Here is a 24,886-nt window from a genome sequence, read left to right as displayed (position 1 = left end):
TCATTCAGTTTAAAGATAAATAAGACAAAAATATTCACACCACAAATAAAAAAAGACCGAGAATAATACCCGGCCCGTATATAGAAATTCAGTCGGTAATAACAATAGGGACAACGTGCTTTTCCTGTGAACGCATCATCAGATATTCAAGAACCGCCGTTGAAGGGTTATTCGGCTCTTTTTCCTGATATAAATCGCTCTTCCCTGGCGATCAGCAATAAATATTAAACCGGTTCGCCACCTGATAAGAATATACAGCAGTTTCCGTAAGCGGGATTTTATCTGCCACCAGTATATGACCGATATCCCGGTTCGCAGGAAGCGGCAAAGAGCTGCTGCTTAAAATCAAGAGAATACTCAGGGCATCCTTTTCGCCTGCCGCGAGTCACATTTTTCTGCATATCTGACCCTTTGATACCCACCACTTATTTGGTGGACACCACGTTGTTGGATGCATCGACGGCTCTCGCAGGACGCATCCAGAGAGCGGAAAAAAGTATCCAGTTCGGACGGGAAAGCATCCGCAACGAAGTCCATATCGAGTTCAGACGTAAAAAATCCGGGCCAGAGGGGCTGAACCCGGATTGTTTCTTACTGGCAGGATCGTTCAAGTGTTCTTAAACGATCGGCATTACTGCACATGTGCAGGGCGTTTTTTATTGCAGTGGCATAAATGAGGGTTTATGCCCGGCTTATTTGTAGATAACAGCGGTGCCGTGCAGGGTGTTAGGACCGGTCACAGAGGTGATGCGGTAAGATTTTGCACCCATTGCTTCCGCTTTTTGTGCCAGCTGATCTTCCAGAGAGCCCAGGTTAGTCCCGGCAGACGCAGAGATCGTCCCGACTTTATGCTGATCGGCTGGCGTGGATTGTACCTGTACAGCAGCAAAGCTTGCGAAAGAGAGTGAACTCAGAACAGCAGCAGCGATGAGGGTTTTTACGTTTTTCATGATGTTTACCTTTAGCAGATGAATTTTTAGGTCGTTAGCTATTTAGTTAACGATCGATAGGTAAATCATAAACGTGATCCAGCTCACACGTCAACACATTTTTATAACGAGCATTAATTAAATTTTAAAATTGTTATTTTTCATACATATATGATTAATTTATTTTTAAGCATTCTGCACTGGTGGTGGGTTGCGTTTATTTTTATAATGGTCATTCAACAAACCAACAGAGGACCAACGGCAAATGACAATCGACGTCACGAGTTGTGTGAAGAAAAGCCGTGGCCGACCAAAAGTGTTTGACAGGGATGCAGCGCTTGATAAGGCCATGACTCTCTTCTGGCAACATGGGTATGAAGCGACCTCGCTTTCCGATCTGGTAGAAGCCACCGGAGCTAAAGCGCCGACGCTTTATGCTGAATTTACCAATAAAGAGGGGCTGTTCAGGGCGGTGCTGGACAGGTACATTTCGCGCTTTGCGGCGAAACACGAAGCCCAGCTATTTTGTGAAGAGAAAAGCGTTGAACAGGCGCTACGGGATTACTTTACCGCCGTTGCCACCTGCTTCACCAGTAAAGAGACGCCCGCGGGCTGCTTTATGATTAACACCTCTGCCACCCTGGCGGCAGCATCAAAAGAGATCGCCAATACGGTGAAATCGCGTCATGCGATGCAGGAGGAGACGCTCAGCGCATTTCTGGCTCAGCGCCAGCAGCGCGGTGAAATTCCCGCACACTGCCAGCCTCAGATGCTGGCGCAATACCTGAGCTGTATTTTACAGGGAATGTCGATCAGCGCCCGTGAAGGGGCGACGCTGGAAAAACTGCAGAACATTTCCGACACCACGCTGCGCCTGTGGCCTGAACTGCTCAAAATCTGACGCAAAAAAAAGCTCCTCAGCCTGAGCGCTTGAGGAGCTAAGTTCAGAGAACATCTTTTTTACGCTTTGTTATTCAGTACCAGCTGGCCGTTTCCATCCAGTGGAATTTGGGTGCCCGGGTCTTTATCCATGCGGATTTTGCCCTGCTGATCGCCAATTTTGTAGGTCACGTCATAGCCCAGCATTTTTTCCGACTTGTCATAGACGGTTTTACAGCGCTGCTGGGTCGTGGTGTAGGTATCGTTATCCTGCATTGCGCCCTGCACCTGGTTCCCGGCATAGCCGCCACCCAGCGCGCCGACCACGGTCGCGACATCTTTACCCCGACCACCGCCAAACTGGTGACCAATCACCCCACCCGCTACCGCACCCAGAACAGAGCCGGCAATACGGTTTTCATCCTGTACCGGACGACGGTGGGTTACGGAGACGTTACGGCACTCCTGACGTGGGGTTTTTACGGTTTCTTTAATAGGCGTTGCAGAAACCACCTGCGCATACTGCGGGCCGCGATCTAAAACGTTGAGACTGGCAACAGCAGCCACACCTAACGCAGCTGCGACGCCGATCCCTATACCCGCCAACATTGATTTATTCACGGGACTTCCTCCTTTGTTGCTATTGGTAACAATTCTGCTATGGAGGCGCGGCTTCGCCAATAAGACAAAGGATCAAAAAGTGGACATCGGGGAGAGATATATCGCGTTTAGGAGAACTCTTAGACACCTAATCCACGACGAGCAGCATGATATGCTAAAAAATCCCTCCGGAGGGCCCGGAGGGAGTGAAAGATTAGTGCAGCTTCAGACGTGGACGAATGACGCGGTTGATTCTGCCCACCAGCATCATCAGGCCCGTTTTAAAGTAGCCGTGCAGCGCGATCTGGTGCATACGGTACAGGGAGATATACACGAAGCGTGCAATGCGCCCTTCCACCATCATCGAGCCACGCATCAGGTTACCCATCAGGCTACCGACGGTAGAGAAGTTTGACAGCGATACCAGAGAACCGTGGTCTTTATAGACATACGCCTTCATTGGCTTGCCTTTGTACTGCGCCAGGATGTTGTGCAGCACCAGGCTTGCCATCTGGTGCGCGGCCTGAGCGCGCGGCGGCACGAAGCCCCCTTCAGGACGCGCGCAGGAGGCACAGTCACCAATAGCGAAGATTTCAGGGTCGCGCGTGGTTTGCAGCGTCGGCTCGGTGACCAGTTGGTTAATGCGGTTCGTCTCCAGACCACCGATATCTTTCATAAAGTCAGGCGCTTTGATACCTGCCGCCCAGACCATCAGATCCGCTTTGATGTACTCGCCGTCTTTGGTGTGCAGTCCACCTTCGTCAGCGCTGGTCACCATGGTCTGCGTCAGGACGCGCACGCCCAGTTTCGTCAGTTCATTGTGCGCTGCGCCGGAAATGCGCGGAGGCAGCGCAGGCAGAATACGCTCACCCGCTTCAACCAACGTCACGTTCAGCGCTTCGTTAGTTAACCCTTTGTAACCGTAGCTGTGCAGCTGTTTAACCGCATTGTGCAGCTCTGCGGACAGCTCAACGCCTGTCGCGCCGCCGCCGACAATGGCAATGTTAACCTTGCCATTCGCACCCAGATTGCTGGTGTACTTCAGGAACAGGTTCAGCATTTCCTGATGGAAACGACGCGCCTGGTGCGGGTTATCGAGGAAGATACAGTGCTCTTTAACGCCCGGCGTGTTGAAGTCGTTGGAGGTACTGCCGAGCGCCATCACCAGCGTGTCATACGCCAGCTTGCGCTCGGGGACCAGCAGCTCGCCTTTTTCATCACGCAGCTCGGCCAGGGTAATGGTTTTGCTCTCACGGTTGATGTCAACCACCGAGCCCAGCTGGAACTGGAAATGATGGTTGCGCGCGTGCGCCAGATAGCTCAGCGCGTCCACGCCCTCATCCAGTGAGCCGGTCGCCACTTCGTGCAGCAGCGGTTTCCACAGGTGGCTGTGGTTACGATCCACCAGCGTGATTTTGGCTTTTTTACCGCGCCCCAGCTTCTTGCCCAACTGTGTGGCCAGCTCCAGCCCGCCAGCACCACCGCCTACAATCACTATCTTTTTCAATGGCGTAGTCAACGTGACCCCCTCAAATTATTAACCAATTGTTAATTAAAAGTTATGAAAATAACCCTTAATTAACAACAGGTTACATCACTGAAACCATTCAGGTGCATTGAGAATAACACGTCAGGCGCATTGGTCATACCAAAATTGATATGCATCAAGTTTTGATGGCTTAAAAGTAGACAATTCTGGACAAAAAGAAACCCGGTGCACGTTCGCGACCGGGTTTCTGAAGTGGCAGGCTGTGGTTTAGCCCAGCGTTTTAAAGGCTTTGATGCGCTGGAGGTGCGGGGAGATGTTCTTGAACTTGTGGGTCTGCTCTTCGTCCCAGACGATCTCGTAATAGTGATGCAGCAGCTCTGCGGCCCGATGGCTGTTCAGTGCTTCATCATTACGCGAGAGGATCACCAGACAGCGATCGCGGTTTTTCTCACGGAAGTTGCTCACGCACTTGGTCGCAATATCGACATACTCTTCCGGGCGGTCAATTTTGCCTTCCATGTTCTCATTCGGGAAAAGGTTAGGATTGAAGACCACCTGACGGATGTCGCACAGGAAGCCAATCCGCTCCGCCCAGTAGCCGCCCAGCCCTACGCCGCAAATCAACGGGCGATCGTCGACGTTAAGCTGCAGCATCTTGTCCACCTCTTTGAGCAGATGCTGCATATCATGCTTCGGATGGCGCGTACTGTAGCTAATCAGCCGTACATCGGGATCGATAAACTGCAGCTGTAGCACCTTCTCATGATTACCAGGACTGTTTGAGTCAAAACCGTGTAAATAGATGATCATTGTCTTCTCACCACGCTACGCCTTCCGGGAGGGTTTACAGGCTGGCTTTATGTGCCTGCCAGCGCTCATTCAGGTCCTCAAGCCGGGCGTTGACAGACTTCCAGCGCGCCGAATCCATCAGCTCCTGACGGCTAAATGAACCTTTATGATACAAATGCGTAACACGCTCTGCATTGATCGGTGACAGGTTATCCAACACGCTAACGGCACCTTTACGATTATTGCAGACCAGGATCATATCGCAACCTGCATCCAGCGAGGCCTGACCGCGCTCAGCATAGCTGCCCATGATTGCCGCCCCTTCCATCGACAGATCGTCGGAGAAAATCACGCCGTTGAAACCCAGCTCCTGGCGCAGAACGGTTTTCAGCCAGTGCGGGGAGCCGCTGGCAGGACGCGGATCCACATCGCTGTAAATCACGTGCGCGGGCATAATGGCGTCCAGCTTGTTATCGGTGATAAGCGAGCGGAACACCGACATATCTTTGGCGCGAATTTCCGCTTCCGGACGCGGGTCGCGCGGGGTCTCTTTGTGGGAATCCGCCGTCACCGCCCCGTGGCCCGGGAAGTGTTTCCCGGTGGTTTTCATTCCCGCATCGTGCATCCCGTCGATAAACCGGGTCGCCATTTCCAGCGCAATACGCGGATCTTCATGGTAGGAGCGCTCACCAATCGCGGCGCTGATATGACCCACGTCCAGCACCGGGGCAAAGCTGATGTCGATATCCATGGCAATCATTTCGCTGGCCATCAGCCAGCCGGCTTCCTGCGCCAGTTTCCCACCCTCTTCCGTGCCGAGCAGCGCGGCGAAAGACTGGGCTGCCGGCAGGCGGGTAAAACCGTCGCGAAAACGCTGCACGCGGCCGCCTTCCTGATCGACGGCCACCACCAGATGATTGCGCGACGCGTCGCGGATCTGGCGCACCAGTTCACGCAATTGCGCCGGATCGTGATAGTTGCGGGTAAACAGGATCAGGCCGCCCACCAGCGGATGCGCCAGAATTTCACGCTCCTCCGCATCCAGCTCAAACCCTTCTACATCCAACATGACTGGACCCACACTCACCTCTCTTATCCTTTCGTTTGTAACTGGCGCCAGGCATCGTCTGCCAGCGCAATAAATTGTTTATCTCGGGACTGCTGCAAACGCATCTCAAACCAGCCCGCCATCAGCATGATGACCCAGGGCCGCCAGCGTCTCACCTGGCGTGCCAGCGCATCGGCGTTAAAGTGCGCAACGCTGGCATACTCTCTGATGAGTTTCTGCCGCGCGGCTTCACTTTCCGTCCAGACCGCGGCCAGCTCCAGCGCCACATCGCCGTCTCCGGCATATTCCCAGTCGATAAGCCTGGCGCCCTGTGGCGTATGCACGATGTTCCCGGCGTGCACATCCATATGTAATGGCGAGAGCCGAATCGGTTGCGGCTCGCCCGCTTTACGCAGCCGTTTGAGATGCGCAAGCCACACTGGGGTACGTCTTGCTGGAGAGGCTTGTTGCCAGTAGTTTTCCAGCAGTGGAAGTAAGGCGATTCGCCACCCCAGACGCTGTTGCTGGTGCAGATGATACAGCATCGCCGCAAGCGCTGGGGTGTCCGGCAGCGCGCTTTTCACCTCCCCCTCCAGATAGTCGACGGCCATCCAGCCCCGTTTGAAAAATCGGGGTTCAGGCACGAGATCCGAGGGAAGGCGTTTGAGGGCGCGAAACTGACGGCGAAACTGGAAAGCCGGGGCGAAGGGATCGTGGTTCTGCCGCAAGACCAGACGGTGCGCGCCCCGCGCTATAATGCAACTCGCGCCGCTAAGCCCGGAGTGGGCCTGCGGCGCGATAAGGCGGTACTGTGGAAAATAACGCGTCAGAATCTCTTCACGCGTGGTGTCATTGTTGCGTAACCGCACCTTTACCTGACCAGATAATTTCGCCTGTCTGAACCAGCATCAGCTGCATCTGCAGGGCTGGGGTATTCACGTTACCGGTCGCATTAGAGTACAGCACATACTGGGCGCCAACGTTGCGGGCAATGCCAATCGCCTTGCTGCGGGTGCCGAGGCTATCCTGCGGCGACAGGCCCAGCTGCTGTTTGGCTAACGCGAGCTGCTGAGCAGAGACCAGCGTAAACTTACCGTTGTTTGCCAGCGCATTGCGCAGCGTTTCTGTCGCTTCGCCCGCGTTCAGCGAACCGTTGGTACGGTTGTTCACGCTATCGACCAGCAGCACGCTGCCTGCCGTCACGCCCTGAGCCTGCAGCATTTTACCGACCATCGGCTGCATCGCACCGTTCCAGTCGTAATGGCGCACGCGCGGCGCAGGTTGTGACGTCTGGTCCTGATGTTCAATCGGGCCAGGCTGTGACGGAATAGACGGTACAGACGGCACGGTTGGCTGGGTCTGCGTTGGCGGTGTCGGCTGCTCGGTACCCGGCTTTGCCTCTTCCACAGGTGCTGGCTGTTCTGTACGGGTCACACACCCTGCGAGGAACAGTGCGAATGCGGTCACGAGCGCATAACGGCTCATATTTTTAATCAAGGTTCACCCCTTAGAGATAAAGATAAAGTCTCACCTTATGCGCACCCAGATAGCTGGCGCTGTCATAGAGCGTTACCGACGACCTTGCCGGAAGAGTGACGCTGCGCGGCGCCTCCAGCGGGTGCATCTCAAGACCTCTTACGTCATACCAGAAAAAACGGTAGTGGACCGTCACCGGTTCATTTCTTTCGTTATAGAGCGTAGAGGAGGCAGAAGATTTAATTTCACTGATGGTCAGTGCGGGCTGTTGCGCCGTGATGCCCGCAGCCAGCACGGAGGATTCCATCACCAGCGTCTGTTCATCGCTGACGGGGATCGCCGGACGCGTGCTGCACCCCACAACCATCATCGTCATTACCAGCGCTGCAATACGCCCTTTAAACATGTTACAGACCTTTGTGAGCCAGCATCGGTCCCAGCGGACGTCCACCCAGCAGATGCATGTGAATATGATAAACTTCCTGGCCGCCATGACGATTACAGTTCATGATCAGACGATAACCGTCTTCCGCTATGCCTTCCTGCTCGGCAATTTTCGCCGCCACCGTCAGCATACGACCTAACGCCACTTCGTGCTCGGTTTTTACGTCGTTTACGGTCGGAATCAGAATATTAGGAATGATAAGGATATGTGTCGGTGCCTGAGGGGAAATGTCCCGGAAAGCCGTTACCAGTTCATCCTGATAGACGATATCCGACGGGATTTCGCGGCGAATAATTTTACTGAAAATCGTTTCTTCAGCCATGACCTTTTCCTTTTTTGTTAGGTGCGTCCGCTGTTAACACACTCTCTGGAGGACTGTGTGACACAATTCAAGAGTATGAGCGAGTTTCTCCTGTCCTTTCAACCTTCTCCCCCGAATTCTTTGCTGAATATTCATCAGCTGACTGAAGAGTGACCGCTCGTGTGCCTTAACGGGCTGAAACATTATTTCAGTTTCGCACGACACATCTGTTTACAGCATTAATGGCAATGCGTATATTTCGCATTTGCATTTTCATGCGCATTTTTAACATAGAAAACGACGTCAGACCGTATTTGTGGGACTGACGCAAACACTCTTCACCGTTCATAAGGGTTTGATAATGTCTTTCATTGATCACACCAGGGATGGGCAACGTCAGCCTGTCGCAACGCCTTCGTTGCTGGCAGCCTGTATTGCTATGGCATTGACGCCAGCCGCCGCTTTCGCTGCATCAGCAACCGAAGACACCGTCGTCGTGGATGGAGGTTTTGACAATACGCAGGATCCTTCCGCAAGTCAGGACCGGGATTACAGCGTAAAAACCACCACCACCGGCACAAAGCTGTTGCTGGTTCCCCGCGATATCCCACAGTCCGTTAGCGTCATTAGCCAACAGCGCATGGCGGATCAGAACCTGCAGTCCATCGGTCAGGTGTTGACTAACACCACGGGCGTAACGGCGCAGGTCCAGGACAGCGATCGTACCGTATTTTACTCGCGCGGATTTTTCGTCAGTAACTACGCTTTTGACGACCTGCCAACCTCCATCAGCGAAGTGTGGAACTTCGGCGACACCGCCGCCGATACCGCGATTTACGACCGTATCGAAGTGGTTCGCGGCGCGACCGGGCTGATGTCCGGCACCGGTAACCCGGCGGCGTACGTCAATATGGTGCGTAAGCATGCGGACAGCAATGAGTTCAAAGGCAATGTCTCGGCCAGCTACGGCAGCTGGGACAAACAGCGCTACGTGCTGGATCTCCAGGCACCGCTGGTAGAGTCCGGGAAAGTACGGGGACGCCTGATTACGGGCTATCAGGACAACGACAGCTTCGTGGATAACTACCACTACCGGAAAAAGTTCCTCTACGGCGTGGTGGATGCGGACGTCACCGACAGCACCACCCTCTCTGTAGGGTATGAATATCAGGAAAGCCACACCGCCGATCCGACCTGGGGCGGATTGCCGACCTGGTACAGCGACGGGAGTAAAACCGACTACAATCGCAGCCAGACCGTCGCGCCTGACTGGGCCTACTCGGACAAGGATAGCACCCGCATCTTCGCTAACCTGACCCAGCGTTTCGACAACGGCTGGGAAGCGCACGTCAACGGCATGCACGCGGAGACCAACTTCGACAGCAAGCTGATGTATATGTCCGGCTATCCGGAAAAAGAGACCGGGGCGGGCATGGTTGGCTACGGCGGCTGGAACAGAGGTGAACGCAAACAGGATGCGGTTGATGCCTTCCTGCGCGGCGGCTTCGATCTTTTCGGCCGCCAGCATGAGATGATGTTTGGCGGCAGCTTCAGCCGACAGCGCAACCACTATGACAACAGAATGCCGGATGCGCTGTACGGCATGGTGGACGTGGGGAATTTCAAAAACTGGAACGGAAATATCGCCGATCCGCAGTGGACGCCGTGGAAGCTCTACAGCCAGGATGACATTCGCCAGTCCTCAGCGTACACCTCCGCCCGCTTCTCGTTGGCTGACCCGCTGCACCTGATCCTCGGGGCGCGCTACACCAACTACAACATTCGCTATAACCCGGCGGGCTCTCCTGACACCCGCCTGGAAAGCACTGAAGATGACGTAACGCCTTACGCGGGCCTGGTCTACGATATCAACGAAGACTGGTCGACCTACGTCAGCTATACCTCCATCTTCCAGCCGCAGGACAAGCGCGACGCCAGCGGACGTTATCTCGATCCGACCACGGGCAAAAGCTACGAAGCCGGTGTTAAAGCAGACTGGTTTAATACCCGTCTGACCACCTCGCTGGCGATTTTCCGCATCGAGCAGGATAACGTGGCGAGCAACACCTATACCTACATGCCGAGCGGTGAGTCGATTTATGAATCGCTGGACGGCGTGGTCAGCAAAGGAATTGAGTTCGAGCTGAACGGCGCCCTGACCGATAACTGGCAGCTGACGTTCGGCGCGACCCGCTACATTGCGGAAGAAAAGAACGGCAGCGCTGTCAGTTCCGATCAGCCGCGCACGACAATGAAGCTGTTTACCCGTTATCAACTGCCAATGCTGCCGGCGCTGACGGTGGGCGGTGGCGTAAACTGGCAGAACAAAGTGTGGACGGATGTGGACGGTGGCCCGGCGGGACAATCCCGCGCAGAGCAAGGCAGCTACGGACTGGTTAACCTGTTCAGCCGCTATCAGGTCACCAAAGATTTTGCTATTCAGGCGAACGTCAACAACCTGTTCGACAAAGAGTATTACGATTACGTCGGCTCTTACGTGGTTTATGGCGCACCGCTGAACGTCTCGGTGAGCGCGAGCTACGACTTCTGAGTGTTGGCACCACAAACCACAGCAATAAAAAAGGCAGCCATTCGGCTGCCTTAGTCTCCCCAGGTCACAGCTTAGCTGTTGCGGATGTACTCATCCATTTCGGTTTTCAGGTTATCGGATTTAGTACCGAAGATAGCCTGAACGCCCGAACCTGCAACAACCACGCCCGCTGCACCCAGTTTTTTCAGACCCGGCTGGTCCACTTTCGCAACGTCGGCAACGCTCACACGCAGACGAGTGATGCACGCGTCCAGGTTAGTGATGTTCTCTTTACCGCCGAACGCAGCAACCAGTGCCGGAGCCATTTCGCTGGTCGCGCCTGCTTTGCTGTCTTCAGTTGCATCTTCACGACCCGGAGTTTTCAGGTCCAGTGCTTTGATCAGCACGCGGAAGATGGTGTAGTAAACAACGGCGTAGCACGCACCCACGATTGGGAACAGCCACAGCTTGCTGCTGTTACCGGACAGAACGATAAAGTCGATCAGGCCGTGAGAGAAGGACGTACCGTCACGCATACCCAGCAGGATACAGATTGGGAACGCCAGGCCAGCCAGTACAGCGTGGATGATGTACAGGATTGGCGCAACGAACATGAAGGAGAACTCGATCGGCTCGGTGATACCGGTCAGGAACGAGGTCAGCGCTGCGGAGATCATGATACCGCCCACTTTTGCACGGTTTTCTGGCTTAGCAGAGTGCCAGATTGCAATCGCAGCAGCCGGCAGGCCGTACATTTTGAACAGGAAGCCACCAGACAGTTTACCTGCAGTTGGGTCACCCGCCATGTAACGTGGGATATCGCCGTGGAACACCTGACCTGCTGCGTTGGTGAATTCACCAATCTGCATCTGGAATGGAACGTTCCAGATGTGGTGCAGACCGAATGGCACCAGGCAACGCTCGATGAAGCCGTAGATACCGAACGCGACAACCGGGTTCTGGTAAGCAGCCCACTGAGAGAAGGTCTGGATAGCGGAACCGATTGGTGGCCAGATGAAGGACAGGATCACGCCAGTGAAAATCGCTGCCAGACCAGAGATGATCGGAACAAAACGCTTGCCCGCGAAGAAGCCCAGATACTCAGGCAGCTTGATGCGATAGAAGCGGTTGAACATATACGCTGCAATCGCACCGGAGATGATACCGCCCAGAACACCGGTATCTGCCAGGTGTTTCGCGGCAATCTCTTCTGCCGGTAAATGCAGAACCAGCGGCGCAACCACAGCCATGGTTTTCACCATGATGCCGTAAGCAACCACTGCAGCCAGCGCAGAAACGCCGTCGTTATTGGTGAAGCCCAGCGCCACACCGATAGCGAAGATCAGAGGCATGTTAGCAAAGACGGAACCGCCTGCTTCAGCCATCACATGGGAAACTACGGCTGGCAGCCAGCTGAAGTTAGCAGAACCGACACCCAGCAGGATACCTGCGATAGGCAGTACGGATACTGGCAGCATCAGCGATTTACCGACCTTTTGCAGGTTAGCAAATGCATTCTTAAACATAATTGAGAGTGCTCCTGAGTATTTGTGCTTTTTTTACGCTTTCACGCATTGGCCCGGGGGGAGTACCGTGCCGTGGACAGGACATCTAAGCGCCCTTTATTTATTACACAGAGTAAAATAATTCCCTCTGAGTTTGTTTGACGGCTATCACGTTTCAGCTTAAGACGGTCGAAAAACTTTCAGTAATTTACAAAAAGCATGTCTGGATGTTTCTAAGAACACCGTCACCGCCCCAAATGAGGCGGTGAACTTTACTCGTTTTATTTATTAATTACGAGCCTAAAAAAAACAGGCTTATCAGACGGATTGCAGGCGGGCGGGGTCGATATGGAACAGCGCAGAGAAGTTTTGCGTCGTGACGCGGGCCAGCTCTTCGATACTGACGCCTTTAAGCACGGCCATGTACTCTGCGACGTCTCGCGTCATGGCCGGCTGGTTCTCTTTACCGCGATGCGGTACCGGCGCCAGATACGGAGAGTCTGTTTCCACCAGAATGCGATCGAGCGGGACATAGCGCGCAGCATCACGGAGCTGCTCAGCGTTACGGAACGTCACGATCCCGGAAAACGAAATATAAAACCCCAAATCAAGCAGTTTACCCGCCGTTTCTCTGTCTTCTGTGAAACAGTGTAGTACGCCACCGCAATCCGTCACGTTTTCTTCCCGGAGGATCGCCAGCGTATCGGCGCGCGCATCGCGTGTATGTACGATGACCGGTTTATTCAGTTCGCGGCCGATGCGAATATGGTTGCGGAAAGACGCCTGCTGGCGCGCTTTCGTTTCCGGCGTGTAAAAATAGTCCAGCCCGGTTTCACCCATCGCCACGACGCCCGCTTCTGCTGCCAGTCGGCGCAGCTCTTCTACGTCATACTCTTCGTCCTGGTTCAGCGGATGAACGCCGCAGGAGAACACCACGTTATCGCGATCGCCCACCAGCTCACGCATTGAGCGATACCCTGGCAGCGTCGTCGCCACCGCAAGACAAAATTTCACATCGCGGGCAGCGGCTTTTGCCAGCACGTCATCCACGTCGTTGTGCAGGGATTGATAATCCAGGCCATCAAGATGGCAGTGTGAGTCGACTAAAAACATAATGTCTCTCTCAGAGATGGGAAACAGGCGGCGTAACGCCCGGTTGCAGGTAGTGTTCAATACGCAGTAACTGGTCGGTCAGCAAAAGCTCGCGATTAAGACCCGTCACGGTTAAAAGCTGTTCGCGGCTCTCACAAACATCATGAAGGATAGCGTGCAGAGACGCGCCTGTAAGGCGGCTTGCCAGCATGTTCACCAGGGGCCACGCGTCCGGGTTAGTCAGCAGCGTAGCCCCTTGCTGGATTTTTAGCGCATCGAGCAATAAGGAGGCCAGCCAGTGCAGACGCTCGACGGCCCGATCGCTATTCAGCGCAGGCAGTAAACTTAGCCAGTCCTGGTTGTTAAGTGAAGCCTCAACGGCCCGGCAGAGCGCTTCTCGCTGCGACCAGACGTCAGGCTGTAGTAATGCCAGCGCCGCCGCGGGGGCGCCGCTGCTGAGGCGCAGCGCAGACAACGCACTCTCCTGTGACGTTGTCACCTCTCGCTCAAGCCAGCTTAACGCCCACGATTCCTGAGGCACCGCCAGATGATGGAGACGACAACGGCTGCGCAGCGTCGCCAGTAAACGTCCCGGGTCCCGGCAGGAAAGGAAAAACCACGTCTTTTCCGGCGGCTCTTCCAGGGTTTTAAGCAGCGCGTTCGCCGCCGCCTCGGTAAGCAACGCAGCGTCGTTGAGCCAGACCACTTTTGCCCCGCCCAGACGCGCATGTTCGTACAGTTTCTCGCTGACTTCACGCACGGCATCAATGCCGAGCGCGCTTTTGCCCTTCTCAGGCTCAAGCGTGTAATAGTCAGGATGCGTGCCGGCCTGCATCAGCTGGCAGCCGCGGCATTTACCGCAGCTTTTATGCCCTTCCGGCTGCTGGCACATCAGAAAACGAGTGATGGCGTAGATCAACGCATCATCCCCCATTCCCGGCAACGCCTGAATCAGTAACGCATGATGCCCCCGACCGGCCTGATAGCTGGCGATCAGCTGTTCAAAGTGCGGGCGCAACCATGGATACCATTTCATGCCTGCTGCTCCTGTAGCCACTGCGTAACGGTCTGTTGAATATCGCGCGTGACGTCGTCCAGAGATTGCGTGGCGTCAATGGTACGAATTGCACTGTCCCGCGCGGCCAGCTCAAGATAGCGTGCGCGCGTGCGGTTAAAGAAATCGAAAGACTCTTGCTCAATGCGGTCCAGTTCGCCGCGCGCGCGGGCGCGCCTGAGGCCCACTTCCGGGGTCACATCCAGGTAGAGGGTCAGGTCCGGGCGAAAATCCCCCAGTACGGCATCGCGAAGGGTTGCCAGCATCGCCTGGTCAATACCGCGTCCGCCACCCTGATAGGCCTGAGTCGACAGATCGTGACGGTCGCCGATCACCCACTTGCCGTCGGCCAGAGCAGGTTTAATCACGGTCTCAACCAGCTGGACGCGCGCCGCATAGAACATCAGCACTTCGGCTTTGTCAGTAATAACCTCGTCACCAACGGATTTAATATCCAGCACCAGACTGCGCAGTTTCTCCGCCAGCTGAGTACCGCCCGGCTCACGGGTAAAGACCATGTCAGCGACGCCAAGCGATTTCAGCGTATCCACTACCACGTTACGGGCGGTGGTTTTACCCGCCCCTTCGAGTCCCTCAATGACAATGTATTTACTGCGCATTTTTTTCCTTAAGTGCCTTCAGATAGTCCTGAACAGAGCGATTATGGCTGGCAAGGTTGGTGTTAAAGTTATGTCCCCCTTTTCCATCAGCCACAAAATAGAGATACGGTGTTTTGGCCGGGTGCGCGGCGGCTTTGAGCGAAGCCTCGCTCGGCGTGGCTATCGGGCCCGGCGGCAAGCCGTTAATCACGTAGGTATTATACGCCGTTGGCGTCTCCAGATCTTTTCTGGAGATCTTACCGGCATAGCTCTCGCCCATGCCGTAGATGACGGTCGGGTCGGTTTGCAGACGCATGCCGATGCGCAGGCGGTTGATAAATACCGACGCGACCCGGTCGCGCTCGGCCGCCACGGCCGTCTCTTTCTCAATGATCGAGGCCATTGTCACAAACTGGTTTTGATCTTGATAAGGCAGACCGTCCATGCGCCCTTCCCAGGCGGAATCAACTGCCTCGACCATCTTTTTGTGTGCCCGTTTAAGAATCGCCACATCGGTCGTGCCCGCCGTATACATCCAGGTGTCTGGCCAGAACCAGCCTTCCACCCACTCAGGATGTTCAAATTTCAGCACTTCGGCGACCGTCTCATAGCGATCGTCTTTGAGCGTGTGCTTGATGTAAGGCGCATCACGCAGCTGCTTGAGGTAATCGCTTAAGCGCATCCCTTCAACAAAGCGCAGCGGGAACTGTGCCTCTTTACCGCTTTCCAGCAGCTGCAGCATCTCTCTGACGGTCATGCCGGGCGTAAAGCGATAGGTACCAGCCTTGAAGTGAGACAGTTCAGGCTCGATACGCAATAACCACTGGAACACGCGTGGACGGTTGATGATTTTATCCCCGTAAAGCTGCTCGCCCAGCGCCATCCGCCCGGTACCGGCTTTCAGGGTAAAAATCGTCTCGTCTTTAATCAGGATTTTACTGTCCGCCAGCTGGCGAACCTTCCATACTCCCGCTCCGCCGGCAATACCCAGCGCAACAATCAGGAGAAGGACAAAGCGCAACATTTTCTTCATGACTTTTTGATTTGCTCACATATCGGGGCTAAAAACGTAAAGAGCTCTCGCGAAGACCAGCGCTGTTGACCATACGCCCGAACGGGTATAACAGGCATCAGCGCATTGCAGATCACAACTTCATCGGCGGACAGCAGCGCCTCTTCCTTCGCGTTTACTTCGACAACGCGAAAGCCTGCATGTGCCAGCTGTTGCAAACAAAACTGGCGCATGATGCCGTTAACCCCAGCCTGCTCCAGCGAAGGGGTGAAGACCTCACGGCCCTTCCGCCAGAGTAAATTAGCCGCACAGCATTCCGTAATGAACCCTTCGCTGTCAAGGACTAGCGCCTCATCGGCGTCCGTCTGTTCAAGATGAGTACGAATAAGCACCTGTTCAAGGCGGTTAAGATGTTTTATTCCGGCGAGCATAGGGTTTCGCCCCAGCCGTACCGGGCTCAGCGTCAGCGTTACCCCCTCCTCACGCCAGCGCGCATAGTGAGCAGGATACGCTGATACGGAAAGAATACGCGTGGGATGCTGACAGGCGGAACCGCTGTACCCTCGCCCACCGCTGCCACGGCTAAGAATAACTTTTAAAACGCCGTTTGTATTACCTGACGCCAGCCGGCGCATCTCGCGCTCGAGAGTGTCCCACTGCATGAAGGGAATCAGCAATTTCTCGCAGGCTTTTTGTAAACGACGGATATGGGCGTCAAGCAGGCTCACCTCACCGTCAAGAATACGCGCAGTGGTGAAACAGCCATCGCCAAACTGGGTTGCCCTGTCGCTTGCCGGCAGCGTTTCTTGCTCAAGGCCATTAATGAGAAACATGGTGTCTCCTTATGCGTGGAGGCTCAGTCTGGCAGGATGTTAAAAGCCGGACAAGGGGATTTTCCCTAATAAAAAAGGCCCGCCAAGCGGACCTTTTTTTATAGCTTTCGGGCAGTCAGGCTCAGACCTTTTTGAAGATCAGAGAACCATTCGTACCGCCAAAGCCGAAGGAGTTACACAGGGTGTACTCCATACCGCTAACCTGACGCGCTTCGTGCGGAACGAAGTCCAGATCGCAACCTTCATCCGGGTTATCCAGGTTGATGGTTGGCGGCACAGCCTGATCGCGCAGCGCAAGGATAGAGTAGATTGACTCTACTGCACCCGCCGCACCCAGCAGGTGACCGGTCATGGATTTCGTGGAGCTGACCATTACGCGGCTGGCAGCCTCGCCGAAGATAGACTTAACCGCCTGCGCTTCTGCTTTATCGCCTGCAGGCGTAGAAGTGCCGTGCGCGTTAACGTAGCCAATCTGTGCAGGGGTAATACCCGCATCACGGATCGCATTTTCCATCGCCAGCGCAGCACCCGCGCCGTTCTCCGGAGGAGACGTCATGTGATACGCATCGCTGCTCATCCCGAAGCCAACGACTTCAGCATAAATTTTCGCGCCACGTTTTTTCGCATGTTCGTACTCTTCCAGTACGAGCATACCTGCGCCGTCACCCAGCACGAAACCATCGCGGTCTTTATCCCACGGACGGCTCGCCGCCTGAGGGTTATCGTTACGGGTAGAGAGCGCACGCGCTGCGCCGAAACCACCAACACCCAGTGGGGTACTGGCTTTTTCAGCACCGCCCGCAACCATAGCATCTGCATCGCCGTACGCAATGATACGCGCGGCCTGGCCGATGTTATGTACGCCAGACGTACACGCGGTAGCGATAGAGATGCTTGGCCCACGCAGGCCGAACATAATGGTCAGGTGACCTGCCACCATGTTAACAATCGTGGACGGAACGAAGAACGGGCTGATCTTACGCGGTCCGCCATTCATCAGCGATGTATGGTTTTCCTCGATCAGGCCAAGACCACCAATCCCGGAGCCGATAGCGGCGCCGATACGGGTTGCGTTCTCTTCCGTAATCTCAAGGCCAGAATCCTGCATGGCCTGAACGCCAGCGACAATTCCATATTGAATGAAGGCATCCATCTTGCGCTGTTCTTTGCGCGAGATGATCTCTTCACAGTTAAAATCCTTTACTAAGCCAGCAAATTTCGTTGCATAGGCGCTAGTATCGAAATGGTCGATTAGGCTGATGCCGCTCTGACCGGCAAGGAGAGCTTTCCAGGTGGACTCTACGGTATTGCCGACAGGAGACAACATGCCAAGTCCGGTCACAACTACACGACGCTTAGACACGTTTGTCCTCCAGGGAGGGATAAAAAAAGAGATACGTGGGACTAAAAAAGATAAAACTCAGGCGGTCGAATGACCGCCTGGAGATGTTCACTTACGCCTGGTGGCCGTTGATGTAATCAATGGCAGCCTGAACGGTGGTGATTTTCTCAGCTTCTTCGTCCGGAATCTCAGTATCAAACTCTTCTTCCAGAGCCATTACCAGCTCAACGGTGTCAAGAGAATCTGCGCCCAGGTCTTCAACGAAGGAAGCGGAGTTCACAACTTCTTCCTGCTTAACGCCCAGCTGTTCGCCGATAATTTTCTTAACGCGTTCTTCGATAGTGCTCATACTCTTAAATTTCCTATCAAAACTCGCTTTCGCGATGGTTTTCGTAGTGTATAAAATGTTGAAAAATTTGCAACTAAATCCCGGCAGGTCTTACCACGATTTTACGTTATTTTGAGGCCATTTGCCCTAATAACGCAAATATTTTCGATCGTGATTAAACCATGTACATCCCGCCGTTGACGTGGAGGGTCTCACCAGTGATGTAACCCGCTTCGTCAGAGGCTAAAAATGCAACCGCACTGGCGATTTCTTTAGGGTCGCCAAGACGACCCGCCGGAACTGCCGCCAGCGTACCCGCACGCTGATCATCAGTCAGCGCACGCGTCATGTCCGTTTCAATAAAGCCCGGAGCAACAACGTTTACAGTAATCCCGCGGGACGCGACTTCACGCGCCAGCGACTTACTGAAACCGATCAGACCTGCTTTCGCCGCAGCGTAGTTAGCCTGACCAGCATTTCCCATGGTACCAACCACAGAACCAACAGTGATAATACGACCATGACGCTTTTTCATCATAGCGCGCATTACCGCTTTTGACAGACGGAATACAGATGACAGATTGGTTTCGATAATATCGTTCCACTCATCATCTTTCATTCGCATCAGCAGGTTGTCGCGAGTGATCCCGGCATTATTGACCAGAATATCCACTTCACCAAACTCTGCGCGAATATTTTCCAGAACAGATTCGATAGATGCAGGTTCGGTCACATTCAGTACCAGACCTTTACCGTTCGCACCCAGATACTCGCTGATGGCCTGAGCGCCATTCTCGCTGGTTGCTGTACCAATCACCTTCGCGCCGCGCGCGACCAGTGTTTCAGCAATTGCACGCCCGATACCGCGGCTTGCGCCAGTAACCAGGGCAATTTTTCCTTCAAAACTCATGGTATTCCTCTTTTATTGCGAGAGTGCCGCTGACATCGCTTCCGGCTCGTTAATCGCCGAGGCAGTCAGGGTGTCAACAATACGTTTCGTCAGACCGGTGAGGACTTTACCAGGACCGACTTCATAAAGGTGCTCAACGCCCTGAGAGGCCATAAACTCAACGGTTTTGGTCCACTGTACCGGGCTATAGAGCTGGCGAACCAGTGCGTCACGGATAGCCTCCGGCGCGGTTTCGCATTTCACATCGACGTTGTTCACAACGGAAATCGTCGGTGCGTTAAAGGTAATTTTTTCCAGCTCAGCCGCCAGTTTCTCGGCTGCGGGCTTCATCAGTGCGCAGTGCGACGGTACGCTGACCGGCAGCGGCAGTGCGCGTTTGGCGCCCGCGGCTTTACAGGCAGCACCGGCACGTTCAACGGCCTCTTTATGACCAGCAATAACAACCTGGCCCGGCGAGTTGAAGTTAACCGGAGAAACCACCTGCCCTTCAGCAGATTCTTCACACGCTTTTGCAATCGCGGCATCATCCAGACCAATAATGGCAGACATGCCACCCGTTCCTTCTGGCACCGCTTCCTGCATGAATTTACCGCGCAGTTCTACCAGGCGCACCGCGTCAGCAAACGCAATCACACCGGCGCACACCAACGCAGAGTATTCACCCAGGCTATGGCCCGCGAGCAGCGCTGGCGCTTTACCGCCCTGCTGCTGCCATACGCGCCACAGCGCAACGGACGCAGTCAGCAACGCTGGCTGAGTTTGCCAGGTTTTGTTCAGCTCTTCGGCCGGACCCTGTTGGGTCAGCGCCCACAGATCATAACCCAGCGCATCAGAAGCTTCACGAAAAGTCTCTTCAATGACCGGGTAGTTTGCTGCCATTTCAGACAACATCCCAACGGTTTGAGAACCCTGGCCCGGGAACACAAAAGCAAATTGCGTCATTTTTTATTCCTTATACTAGAAACGAACCAGCGCGGAACCCCAGGTGAACCCGCCACCGAAGGCTTCAAGCAAGACCAGTTGGCCCCGTTTGATTCGTCCGTCGCGTACCGCTTCATCAAATGCGCACGGTACCGACGCCGCAGAGGTGTTGCCGTGACGATCCAGCGTCACCACAACGTTATCCATCGACATGCCCAGCTTTTTAGCGGTGGCGCTGATGATACGCAGGTTCGCCTGATGCGGCACCAGCCAGTCGAGTGCGGTGCGTTCAAGGTTATTTGCTTCCAGCGTCTCATCGACAATGTGCGCAAGCTCGGTCACCGCCACCTTGAACACCTCGTTACCCGCCATGGTCAGGTAGATGGAGCTGTCCGGATTAACGCGATCGGCGTTAGGCAGCGTTAACAGCTCGCCGTAGCGGCCATCGGCATGCAGATGCGTGGAGATGATACCCGGCTCTTCGGACTGCCCCAGCAGCACCGCACCGGCACCATCACCGAAAATAATGATCGTTCCGCGATCGGTTGGATCGCAGGTACGCGCCAAAACGTCAGCACCGATAACCAGTGCATATTTGACGGAGCCAGATTTAACATACTGATCGGCAATGCTCAGCGCGTAGGTGAAACCTGCGCACGCGGCGGCAACGTCAAACGCCGGGCAGCCTTTAATACCGAGCATGTTCTGCACCTGACACGCCGCGCTTGGGAAAGCATGCGTGGCAGACGTCGTGGCAACCACGATCAAGCCAATCTCTTCTTTATCGATACCCGCCATTTCGATAGCGCGCTGTGCGGCTTCGTAACCCATGGTGGACACGGTTTCGTCTGGCGCGGCGATACGACGTTCACGGATACCTGTGCGCGTGACAATCCACTCGTCAGACGTATCTACCATTTTTTCCAGATCGGCGTTGGTACGCACTTGTTTTGGCAGGTAGCTGCCGGTACCTAAAATCTTCGTATACATGTACGCTCAGTCACTTTTAGCTAATACAGATTCCAGGCGAGCGGCAATCCGCTGAGGGACTTGTCGCTGCACCGCCTGCACTGCCTGTTCAATGGCGACAGAAAATGCTCGCTGATTGGCGGCGCCATGACTCTTAATCACGATGCCGCGCAATCCTAACAGACAGGCGCCATTATACTGGTCGGGGTTGAGGTGACTGAATCGCCGCGTCAGGCTCTTTTGTAACCAACGCTTCAATAAAATCAACCACCAGGCGCTTTTTTTGCCTTCTCCCTGAGATTTCAGCAGAGAAAGGAACATGCGCACGACCCCTTCCATGGTCTTCAACGTTACGTTTCCGGTGAAGCCATCGCACACCAGAACATCCGTTTTTCCCGTCAGCAACTCATTGGCTTCGAGATAACCAATATAGTTGATGGAGGGAACCTGTTTGAGCATTTCAGCAGCGTCGCGAATGCTGTCCAGGCCTTTGGTCTCTTCTTCACCAATATTCAATAACGCAACGCGGGGATTGTTGATCCCGACCACGTCTTCTGCCAGCACCGACCCCATCACGGCGAACTGAGCCAGCATGGTACTATCACAATCCACGTTAGCGCCCAAATCGAGCACCACCGTTTTCCCCTTCTGCTGATGCGGTAACACCGTCACCAGCGCCGGGCGCTCAATGCCCTCAATCGGCTTGAGCAGTAATTTCGACAGCCCCATCAGCGCACCGGTATTGCCGGCGCTGACGCAAGCCTGCGCTCGCCCTTCTTTTACCAGCTCCAGCGCCATGCGCATAGAGCTGCCACGGCTATTACGAATCGCCTGTGAGGGGCGTGCATCACTGGCAATAACTGACTGCGCAGGAATAATCTGCAGACGCGAACGTTGTTCAAAGTCAGCTTTTGCAAGTAATGGCGTGATTGTGTCGGGATTGCCGACTAAAAGAAGTGTGAGTTGCGAATTAGAATTCAGTGCCTGCAATGCTGCAGGCACTGTCACGGAAGGGCCAAAATCTCCCCCCATGACATCTAACGCCAGGGTTAGACGTGTCAAGGTATCGTCGCAGCCTGGTTCGGTAACTTCCCCGTTTGCACGGGGAAATCCTCACTAAGCCTAATCACGCTTTCGCGCGATTACTTAGTGATAACCTTGCGGCCGCGGTAGAAACCGTCAGCGGTGATGTGGTGACGCAGGTGTTTCTCACCAGAAGTCTTGTCTACAGACAGGCTGGTAACTGCAGTCAGCGCGTCATGGGAACGACGCATGCCACGTTTGGAACGGGTTGGTTTATTCTGTTGTACGGCCATGGACCTTACTCCTCAATTACTTACGCTTTAAGCTGGCTAATACGGCAAATGGGTTTGGTTTTTGCGCTTCATCAGGCAGTTCCCCAAAGACCATGTCCGCCTCGGACACTTCACAGTGTTCAGAATCATGCACCGGAACGACTGGCAAGGAGAGGATGATTTCATCTTCAACCAGAGCCAGAAGATCGATTTCACCGAATTCGTTAACCTCAATCGGCTCATACGCTTCCGGGAGTGCTTCAGCCTGTTCGTCAGAACGAACCGGACTGAAACAATACGTTGTGTGAACATGCTGTACAAACGGTTTCCCGCAACGCTGACACTCGAGCGTTACCGTTACCTTTGCATCACCGGTTAAAACGGCGAGACGCTGGTTGTCGATAGCGAACGACATGGAGCATTCTACATCACTGTCCACACTGACTACAGATTCGGCAATACGCTCGGCCTGATCGGAAGTATAGATACCTTCGTAATCAAGGCGTTTTTGAGCCGTACGAACCGGATCAAGAGTCAGGGGTAATTTTACCTTTTGCATAGGGCGCGCATATTAACTTTGTAACGTCATAGAGTCAAAGAAAAAGGCAACCAGAGCTGCCTTTTGCCAATTATTCGCACACATTGCGGCCTGTAGTTTAAAATGGCTGGCATCGATACGCTATATCTGGTGATAAAAATATGCCAAATCTCGTCCTTGCTTCCACTTCTCCCTACCGTCGAACGCTGCTGGAAAAGCTCGGGATCCCGTTTGAATGCGCCGCGCCGGACGTTGATGAGACGCCGCAGCCGGGCGAATCACCGCGTCATCTGGTGACGCGTCTCGCTAAAAAGAAAGCGCAATCGCTGGCCGCACGTTATCCTGCACATTTGATTATAGGCTCCGATCAGGTTTGCGTGCTGGACGGCGAAATCACCGGCAAGCCCCATACGGAGGAGAATGCCTGCCAGCAGCTTCTGCGTGCGCGGGGCACTATCGTGACCTTTTACACGGGCCTGGCGCTCTATAACTCCGCCTCCGGCCATCTGCAAACCGAATGCGAGCCGTTCGACGTGCACTTCCGCCATCTTAGCGAGCAGGAGATTATGGACTACGTGCGCCGGGAACGTCCGCTGAACTGCGCAGGAAGCTTTAAGAGTGAAGGACTGGGGATTGCGCTGTTCGACAAGCTGGACGGTCGGGATCCGAACACATTGGTGGGATTGCCGCTGATTGCCTTGTGCCAGATGTTACGGCGAGAAGAGTGTAATCCGCTGATCGTGTAAGTTATGCCCAGCGGCGCTTCGCTTGCATGGGCCTACGGGTTTCGTAGGCCGGGTAAGCGCAGCGCCACCCGGCACATAATCAGCCGCGCAGAACCTTCAGGCAGCGTTTCAACTGCTCGTCCAGCGGCGCTTCAATACGGATAACTTCCCCGGTATTAGGATGGGTAAACCTCAGCGCTGCCGCATGCAGGAACAGACGCGACAGGCCCGTGCCCGCCAGCTGTTTATCAAATTCCCGGTCGCCGTAGCGGTCATCAAACGCAATCGGATGGCCCGCAAACTGGGTATGCACGCGAATCTGATGGGTACGCCCCGTCACCGGGCTGCAACGTACCAGCGTGGCTAACTCGTAGCGCTCTTCAACCTTAAAGCGCGTCTCCGACGGTTTCCCTTCCTGGCTCACGCGAACAATGCGCTCGCCGCTTTGCAGAATGTTCTTCAGCAGCGGGGCCTGCACCACCTTCACGTGGGACTGCCACTGACCGCGCACCAGCGCCAGATAATCTTTCTGCATGCCCTTCTCACGCAGCTGCTCGTGCAGGGAACGCAGCGCTGAACGCTTTTTCGCTACCAGCAGCACGCCTGAAGTATCACGGTCCAGGCGGTGAACCAGTTCGAGGAAACGGGCTTCCGGACGCAGCGCACGTAACCCTTCAATCACGCCGAAGCTCAGACCGCTACCACCGTGGACCGCGGTACCCGATGGCTTATTCAGCACCAGAATATGATCGTCCTCATAAAGGATGACATCGCTCAGGGCCGCGACTTTTTGCAGCTTCGGCGAAACCACCTCTTCTTCACGTTCTGCCACGCGAACCGGTGGAATACGCACTTCATCACCGGCTTCGAGCTTATACTCAGGCTTCACGCGTTTTTTATTCACCCGCACCTCGCCCTTACGCAGGATGCGGTAAATCATACTCTTTGGCACGCCCTTCAGTTGGGTGCGCAAGAAGTTATCGATGCGTTGCCCCGCGTAGTCATCCGCGATAGCAACCATTTTTACGGCTGGAGTCTCTGTTTTCATGGTTGGCGATTCTAAATATCGTCAGCCATTAGCGCCACTCATTTTTCTATGCTTATATTTACTTTTATCCGGCCTGCGCCCCGTTTCACGCAATCGATTTGGTGGTTATTAAACCAATCACCACCTTGAGGTGAAGAAACTGTGAGTAACCGGGTGATAATTGGTAAAAGTCATCTTGCTATAACCCGGCGAGCAGTGGAATAATGGGGCTGTTTTCCGCGTTAAATCC

27 protein-coding genes are annotated in these 24,886 nt (G+C 54.5%); 3 read left to right on the top strand and 24 right to left on the bottom strand.

Going from position 1 to position 24,886, the window contains the following annotated elements; genetic code table 11:
• Window positions 1-692: 692 nt before the first annotated feature.
• Window positions 693-950 (bottom strand): multiple stress resistance protein BhsA, encoded by a 258-nt coding sequence (bhsA, locus tag IM271_RS18635; protein ID WP_023332711.1) that lies wholly within the window; start codon window positions 948-950, stop codon window positions 693-695.
• A 244-nt stretch (window positions 951-1,194) separates the two neighbouring features.
• Between bhsA and comR the strand changes: the two genes are divergently transcribed.
• Window positions 1,195-1,830, top strand: a complete 636-nt coding sequence (comR, locus tag IM271_RS18630; protein WP_193052988.1) for a TetR family copper-responsive transcriptional repressor ComR — start codon at window positions 1,195-1,197, stop codon at window positions 1,828-1,830.
• 59 nt (window positions 1,831-1,889) lie between these two features.
• Here the strand turns inward: comR and IM271_RS18625 are convergent, their stop codons facing one another.
• From IM271_RS18625 to hinT, 8 genes are all read right to left on the bottom strand, one after another.
• Window positions 1,890-2,429 (bottom strand): glycine zipper 2TM domain-containing protein, encoded by a 540-nt coding sequence (locus IM271_RS18625; protein ID WP_028012731.1) that lies wholly within the window; start codon window positions 2,427-2,429, stop codon window positions 1,890-1,892.
• 193 nt (window positions 2,430-2,622) lie between these two features.
• Window positions 2,623-3,927 carry an NAD(P)/FAD-dependent oxidoreductase gene (locus tag IM271_RS18620; RefSeq protein ID WP_028012730.1) on the bottom strand — a complete coding sequence of 435 codons (1,305 nt, stop codon included), beginning with the start codon at window positions 3,925-3,927 and terminating at the stop codon, window positions 2,623-2,625.
• A gap of 237 nt (window positions 3,928-4,164) precedes the next feature.
• Window positions 4,165-4,707 (bottom strand): alpha/beta hydrolase YcfP, encoded by a 543-nt coding sequence (gene ycfP / locus IM271_RS18615; RefSeq protein WP_008500781.1) that lies wholly within the window; start codon window positions 4,705-4,707, stop codon window positions 4,165-4,167.
• Between the two features lie 34 nt (window positions 4,708-4,741).
• Window positions 4,742-5,767 carry a beta-N-acetylhexosaminidase gene (nagZ, locus tag IM271_RS18610; protein WP_193052989.1) on the bottom strand — a complete coding sequence of 342 codons (1,026 nt, stop codon included), beginning with the start codon at window positions 5,765-5,767 and terminating at the stop codon, window positions 4,742-4,744.
• 11 nt (window positions 5,768-5,778) lie between these two features.
• Window positions 5,779-6,603, bottom strand: a complete 825-nt coding sequence (thiK, locus tag IM271_RS18605; protein WP_193052987.1) for a thiamine kinase — start codon at window positions 6,601-6,603, stop codon at window positions 5,779-5,781.
• Window positions 6,584-7,228, bottom strand: coding sequence for a penicillin-binding protein activator LpoB (gene lpoB / locus IM271_RS18600; protein ID WP_088205017.1), 645 nt, complete (start codon window positions 7,226-7,228; stop codon window positions 6,584-6,586). The genes thiK and lpoB overlap by 20 nt, the downstream gene beginning before the upstream one ends.
• A 13-nt stretch (window positions 7,229-7,241) precedes the next feature.
• Window positions 7,242-7,616 (bottom strand): YcfL family protein, encoded by a 375-nt coding sequence (locus tag IM271_RS18595; protein WP_041910507.1) that lies wholly within the window; start codon window positions 7,614-7,616, stop codon window positions 7,242-7,244.
• A 1-nt stretch (window position 7,617) separates the two neighbouring features.
• A complete protein-coding gene (gene hinT / locus IM271_RS18590) occupies window positions 7,618-7,977 on the bottom strand; it encodes a purine nucleoside phosphoramidase (protein ID WP_006809243.1) in 360 nt (119 codons plus the stop codon).
• Between the two features lie 340 nt (window positions 7,978-8,317).
• Here hinT and fhuE point away from each other — a divergent pair, with 340 nt between their 5' ends.
• Window positions 8,318-10,507, top strand: coding sequence for a ferric-rhodotorulic acid/ferric-coprogen receptor FhuE (gene fhuE / locus IM271_RS18585; protein WP_193052986.1), 2,190 nt, complete (start codon window positions 8,318-8,320; stop codon window positions 10,505-10,507).
• Window positions 10,508-10,578: 71 nt separating this feature from the next.
• Here the strand turns inward: fhuE and ptsG are convergent, their stop codons facing one another.
• The 14 genes from ptsG to yceD all read right to left on the bottom strand — a co-directional run bounded on the left by ptsG (window position 10,579) and on the right by yceD (window position 22,905).
• A complete protein-coding gene (gene ptsG / locus IM271_RS18580) occupies window positions 10,579-12,012 on the bottom strand; it encodes a PTS glucose transporter subunit IIBC (protein WP_028012724.1) in 1,434 nt (477 codons plus the stop codon).
• A gap of 297 nt (window positions 12,013-12,309) precedes the next feature.
• Window positions 12,310-13,104 carry a metal-dependent hydrolase gene (locus IM271_RS18575; RefSeq protein ID WP_028012723.1) on the bottom strand — a complete coding sequence of 265 codons (795 nt, stop codon included), beginning with the start codon at window positions 13,102-13,104 and terminating at the stop codon, window positions 12,310-12,312.
• A gap of 10 nt (window positions 13,105-13,114) precedes the next feature.
• Window positions 13,115-14,119 carry a DNA polymerase III subunit delta' gene (gene holB, locus IM271_RS18570; RefSeq protein WP_045261638.1) on the bottom strand — a complete coding sequence of 335 codons (1,005 nt, stop codon included), beginning with the start codon at window positions 14,117-14,119 and terminating at the stop codon, window positions 13,115-13,117.
• Window positions 14,116-14,757 carry a dTMP kinase gene (gene tmk / locus IM271_RS18565; protein WP_041910511.1) on the bottom strand — a complete coding sequence of 214 codons (642 nt, stop codon included), beginning with the start codon at window positions 14,755-14,757 and terminating at the stop codon, window positions 14,116-14,118. Before tmk ends, holB begins: the two co-directional genes overlap by 4 nt.
• Window positions 14,747-15,769, bottom strand: a complete 1,023-nt coding sequence (yceG, locus tag IM271_RS18560; protein WP_193052985.1) for a cell division protein YceG — start codon at window positions 15,767-15,769, stop codon at window positions 14,747-14,749. Before yceG ends, tmk begins: the two co-directional genes overlap by 11 nt.
• Complete coding sequence (pabC, locus tag IM271_RS18555; protein WP_193052984.1) at window positions 15,766-16,581, bottom strand: aminodeoxychorismate lyase; 816 nt, start codon at window positions 16,579-16,581, stop codon at window positions 15,766-15,768. Before pabC ends, yceG begins: the two co-directional genes overlap by 4 nt.
• Window positions 16,582-16,702: 121 nt before the next feature.
• Entirely contained in the window at window positions 16,703-17,944 is a 1,242-nt protein-coding gene (gene fabF / locus IM271_RS18550) for a beta-ketoacyl-ACP synthase II (protein ID WP_045630098.1), read from the bottom strand.
• A gap of 91 nt (window positions 17,945-18,035) precedes the next feature.
• Window positions 18,036-18,272, bottom strand: coding sequence for an acyl carrier protein (acpP, locus tag IM271_RS18545; RefSeq protein ID WP_003857954.1), 237 nt, complete (start codon window positions 18,270-18,272; stop codon window positions 18,036-18,038).
• 154 nt (window positions 18,273-18,426) lie between these two features.
• Window positions 18,427-19,161 (bottom strand): 3-oxoacyl-ACP reductase FabG, encoded by a 735-nt coding sequence (fabG, locus tag IM271_RS18540; protein WP_010429699.1) that lies wholly within the window; start codon window positions 19,159-19,161, stop codon window positions 18,427-18,429.
• A 12-nt stretch (window positions 19,162-19,173) separates the two neighbouring features.
• Window positions 19,174-20,103 (bottom strand): ACP S-malonyltransferase, encoded by a 930-nt coding sequence (fabD, locus tag IM271_RS18535; RefSeq protein ID WP_028012717.1) that lies wholly within the window; start codon window positions 20,101-20,103, stop codon window positions 19,174-19,176.
• Window positions 20,104-20,118: 15 nt separating this feature from the next.
• Complete coding sequence (locus IM271_RS18530; protein WP_041910515.1) at window positions 20,119-21,072, bottom strand: beta-ketoacyl-ACP synthase III; 954 nt, start codon at window positions 21,070-21,072, stop codon at window positions 20,119-20,121.
• A 6-nt stretch (window positions 21,073-21,078) separates the two neighbouring features.
• Window positions 21,079-22,113: a phosphate acyltransferase PlsX gene (gene plsX, locus IM271_RS18525; RefSeq protein WP_028012715.1), complete on the bottom strand. Its 1,035-nt coding sequence runs from the start codon at window positions 22,111-22,113 to the stop codon at window positions 21,079-21,081.
• Window positions 22,114-22,193: 80 nt separating this feature from the next.
• Window positions 22,194-22,367 carry a 50S ribosomal protein L32 gene (gene rpmF, locus IM271_RS18520; protein ID WP_003857964.1) on the bottom strand — a complete coding sequence of 58 codons (174 nt, stop codon included), beginning with the start codon at window positions 22,365-22,367 and terminating at the stop codon, window positions 22,194-22,196.
• Between the two features lie 16 nt (window positions 22,368-22,383).
• Window positions 22,384-22,905, bottom strand: a complete 522-nt coding sequence (yceD, locus tag IM271_RS18515; protein WP_021240759.1) for a 23S rRNA accumulation protein YceD — start codon at window positions 22,903-22,905, stop codon at window positions 22,384-22,386.
• A 140-nt stretch (window positions 22,906-23,045) separates the two neighbouring features.
• Between yceD and IM271_RS18510 the strand changes: the two genes are divergently transcribed.
• Window positions 23,046-23,630: a nucleoside triphosphate pyrophosphatase gene (locus IM271_RS18510; protein WP_193052983.1), complete on the top strand. Its 585-nt coding sequence runs from the start codon at window positions 23,046-23,048 to the stop codon at window positions 23,628-23,630.
• Window positions 23,631-23,709: 79 nt separating this feature from the next.
• Here IM271_RS18510 and rluC read toward each other — a convergent pair whose 3' ends face one another.
• Window positions 23,710-24,657 carry a 23S rRNA pseudouridine(955/2504/2580) synthase RluC gene (gene rluC, locus IM271_RS18505; RefSeq protein WP_193052982.1) on the bottom strand — a complete coding sequence of 316 codons (948 nt, stop codon included), beginning with the start codon at window positions 24,655-24,657 and terminating at the stop codon, window positions 23,710-23,712.
• Window positions 24,658-24,886 lie beyond the last annotated feature (229 nt).

This window comes from Enterobacter cloacae complex sp. I3, assembly GCF_014896175.1.
GTDB lineage: Bacteria > Pseudomonadota > Gammaproteobacteria > Enterobacterales > Enterobacteriaceae > Enterobacter > Enterobacter bugandensis.
Note: the sequence above shows the minus strand (reverse complement) of the source record. Positions and strands in the feature narration are given on the sequence as shown.

Coding starts and splice junctions, on each gene's coding strand:
- bhsA (WP_023332711.1), bottom strand. CDS start 950: ATGAAAAACGTAAAAACCCTCATCGCTGCTGCTGTTCTGAGTTCACTC.
- comR (WP_193052988.1), top strand. CDS start 1,195: ATGACAATCGACGTCACGAGTTGTGTGAAGAAAAGCCGTGGCCGACCA.
- ycfP (WP_008500781.1), bottom strand. CDS start 4,707: ATGATCATCTATTTACACGGTTTTGACTCAAACAGTCCTGGTAATCAT.
- IM271_RS18595 (WP_041910507.1), bottom strand. CDS start 7,616: ATGTTTAAAGGGCGTATTGCAGCGCTGGTAATGACGATGATGGTTGTG.
- hinT (WP_006809243.1), bottom strand. CDS start 7,977: ATGGCTGAAGAAACGATTTTCAGTAAAATTATTCGCCGCGAAATCCCG.
- fhuE (WP_193052986.1), top strand. CDS start 8,318: ATGTCTTTCATTGATCACACCAGGGATGGGCAACGTCAGCCTGTCGCA.
- ptsG (WP_028012724.1), bottom strand. CDS start 12,012: ATGTTTAAGAATGCATTTGCTAACCTGCAAAAGGTCGGTAAATCGCTG.
- IM271_RS18575 (WP_028012723.1), bottom strand. CDS start 13,104: ATGTTTTTAGTCGACTCACACTGCCATCTTGATGGCCTGGATTATCAA.
- holB (WP_045261638.1), bottom strand. CDS start 14,119: ATGAAATGGTATCCATGGTTGCGCCCGCACTTTGAACAGCTGATCGCC.
- tmk (WP_041910511.1), bottom strand. CDS start 14,757: ATGCGCAGTAAATACATTGTCATTGAGGGACTCGAAGGGGCGGGTAAA.
- yceG (WP_193052985.1), bottom strand. CDS start 15,769: ATGAAGAAAATGTTGCGCTTTGTCCTTCTCCTGATTGTTGCGCTGGGT.
- pabC (WP_193052984.1), bottom strand. CDS start 16,581: ATGTTTCTCATTAATGGCCTTGAGCAAGAAACGCTGCCGGCAAGCGAC.
- acpP (WP_003857954.1), bottom strand. CDS start 18,272: ATGAGCACTATCGAAGAACGCGTTAAGAAAATTATCGGCGAACAGCTG.
- fabG (WP_010429699.1), bottom strand. CDS start 19,161: ATGAGTTTTGAAGGAAAAATTGCCCTGGTTACTGGCGCAAGCCGCGGT.
- fabD (WP_028012717.1), bottom strand. CDS start 20,103: ATGACGCAATTTGCTTTTGTGTTCCCGGGCCAGGGTTCTCAAACCGTT.
- IM271_RS18530 (WP_041910515.1), bottom strand. CDS start 21,072: ATGTATACGAAGATTTTAGGTACCGGCAGCTACCTGCCAAAACAAGTG.
- rpmF (WP_003857964.1), bottom strand. CDS start 22,367: ATGGCCGTACAACAGAATAAACCAACCCGTTCCAAACGTGGCATGCGT.
- yceD (WP_021240759.1), bottom strand. CDS start 22,905: ATGCAAAAGGTAAAATTACCCCTGACTCTTGATCCGGTTCGTACGGCT.
- IM271_RS18510 (WP_193052983.1), top strand. CDS start 23,046: ATGCCAAATCTCGTCCTTGCTTCCACTTCTCCCTACCGTCGAACGCTG.
- rluC (WP_193052982.1), bottom strand. CDS start 24,657: ATGAAAACAGAGACTCCAGCCGTAAAAATGGTTGCTATCGCGGATGAC.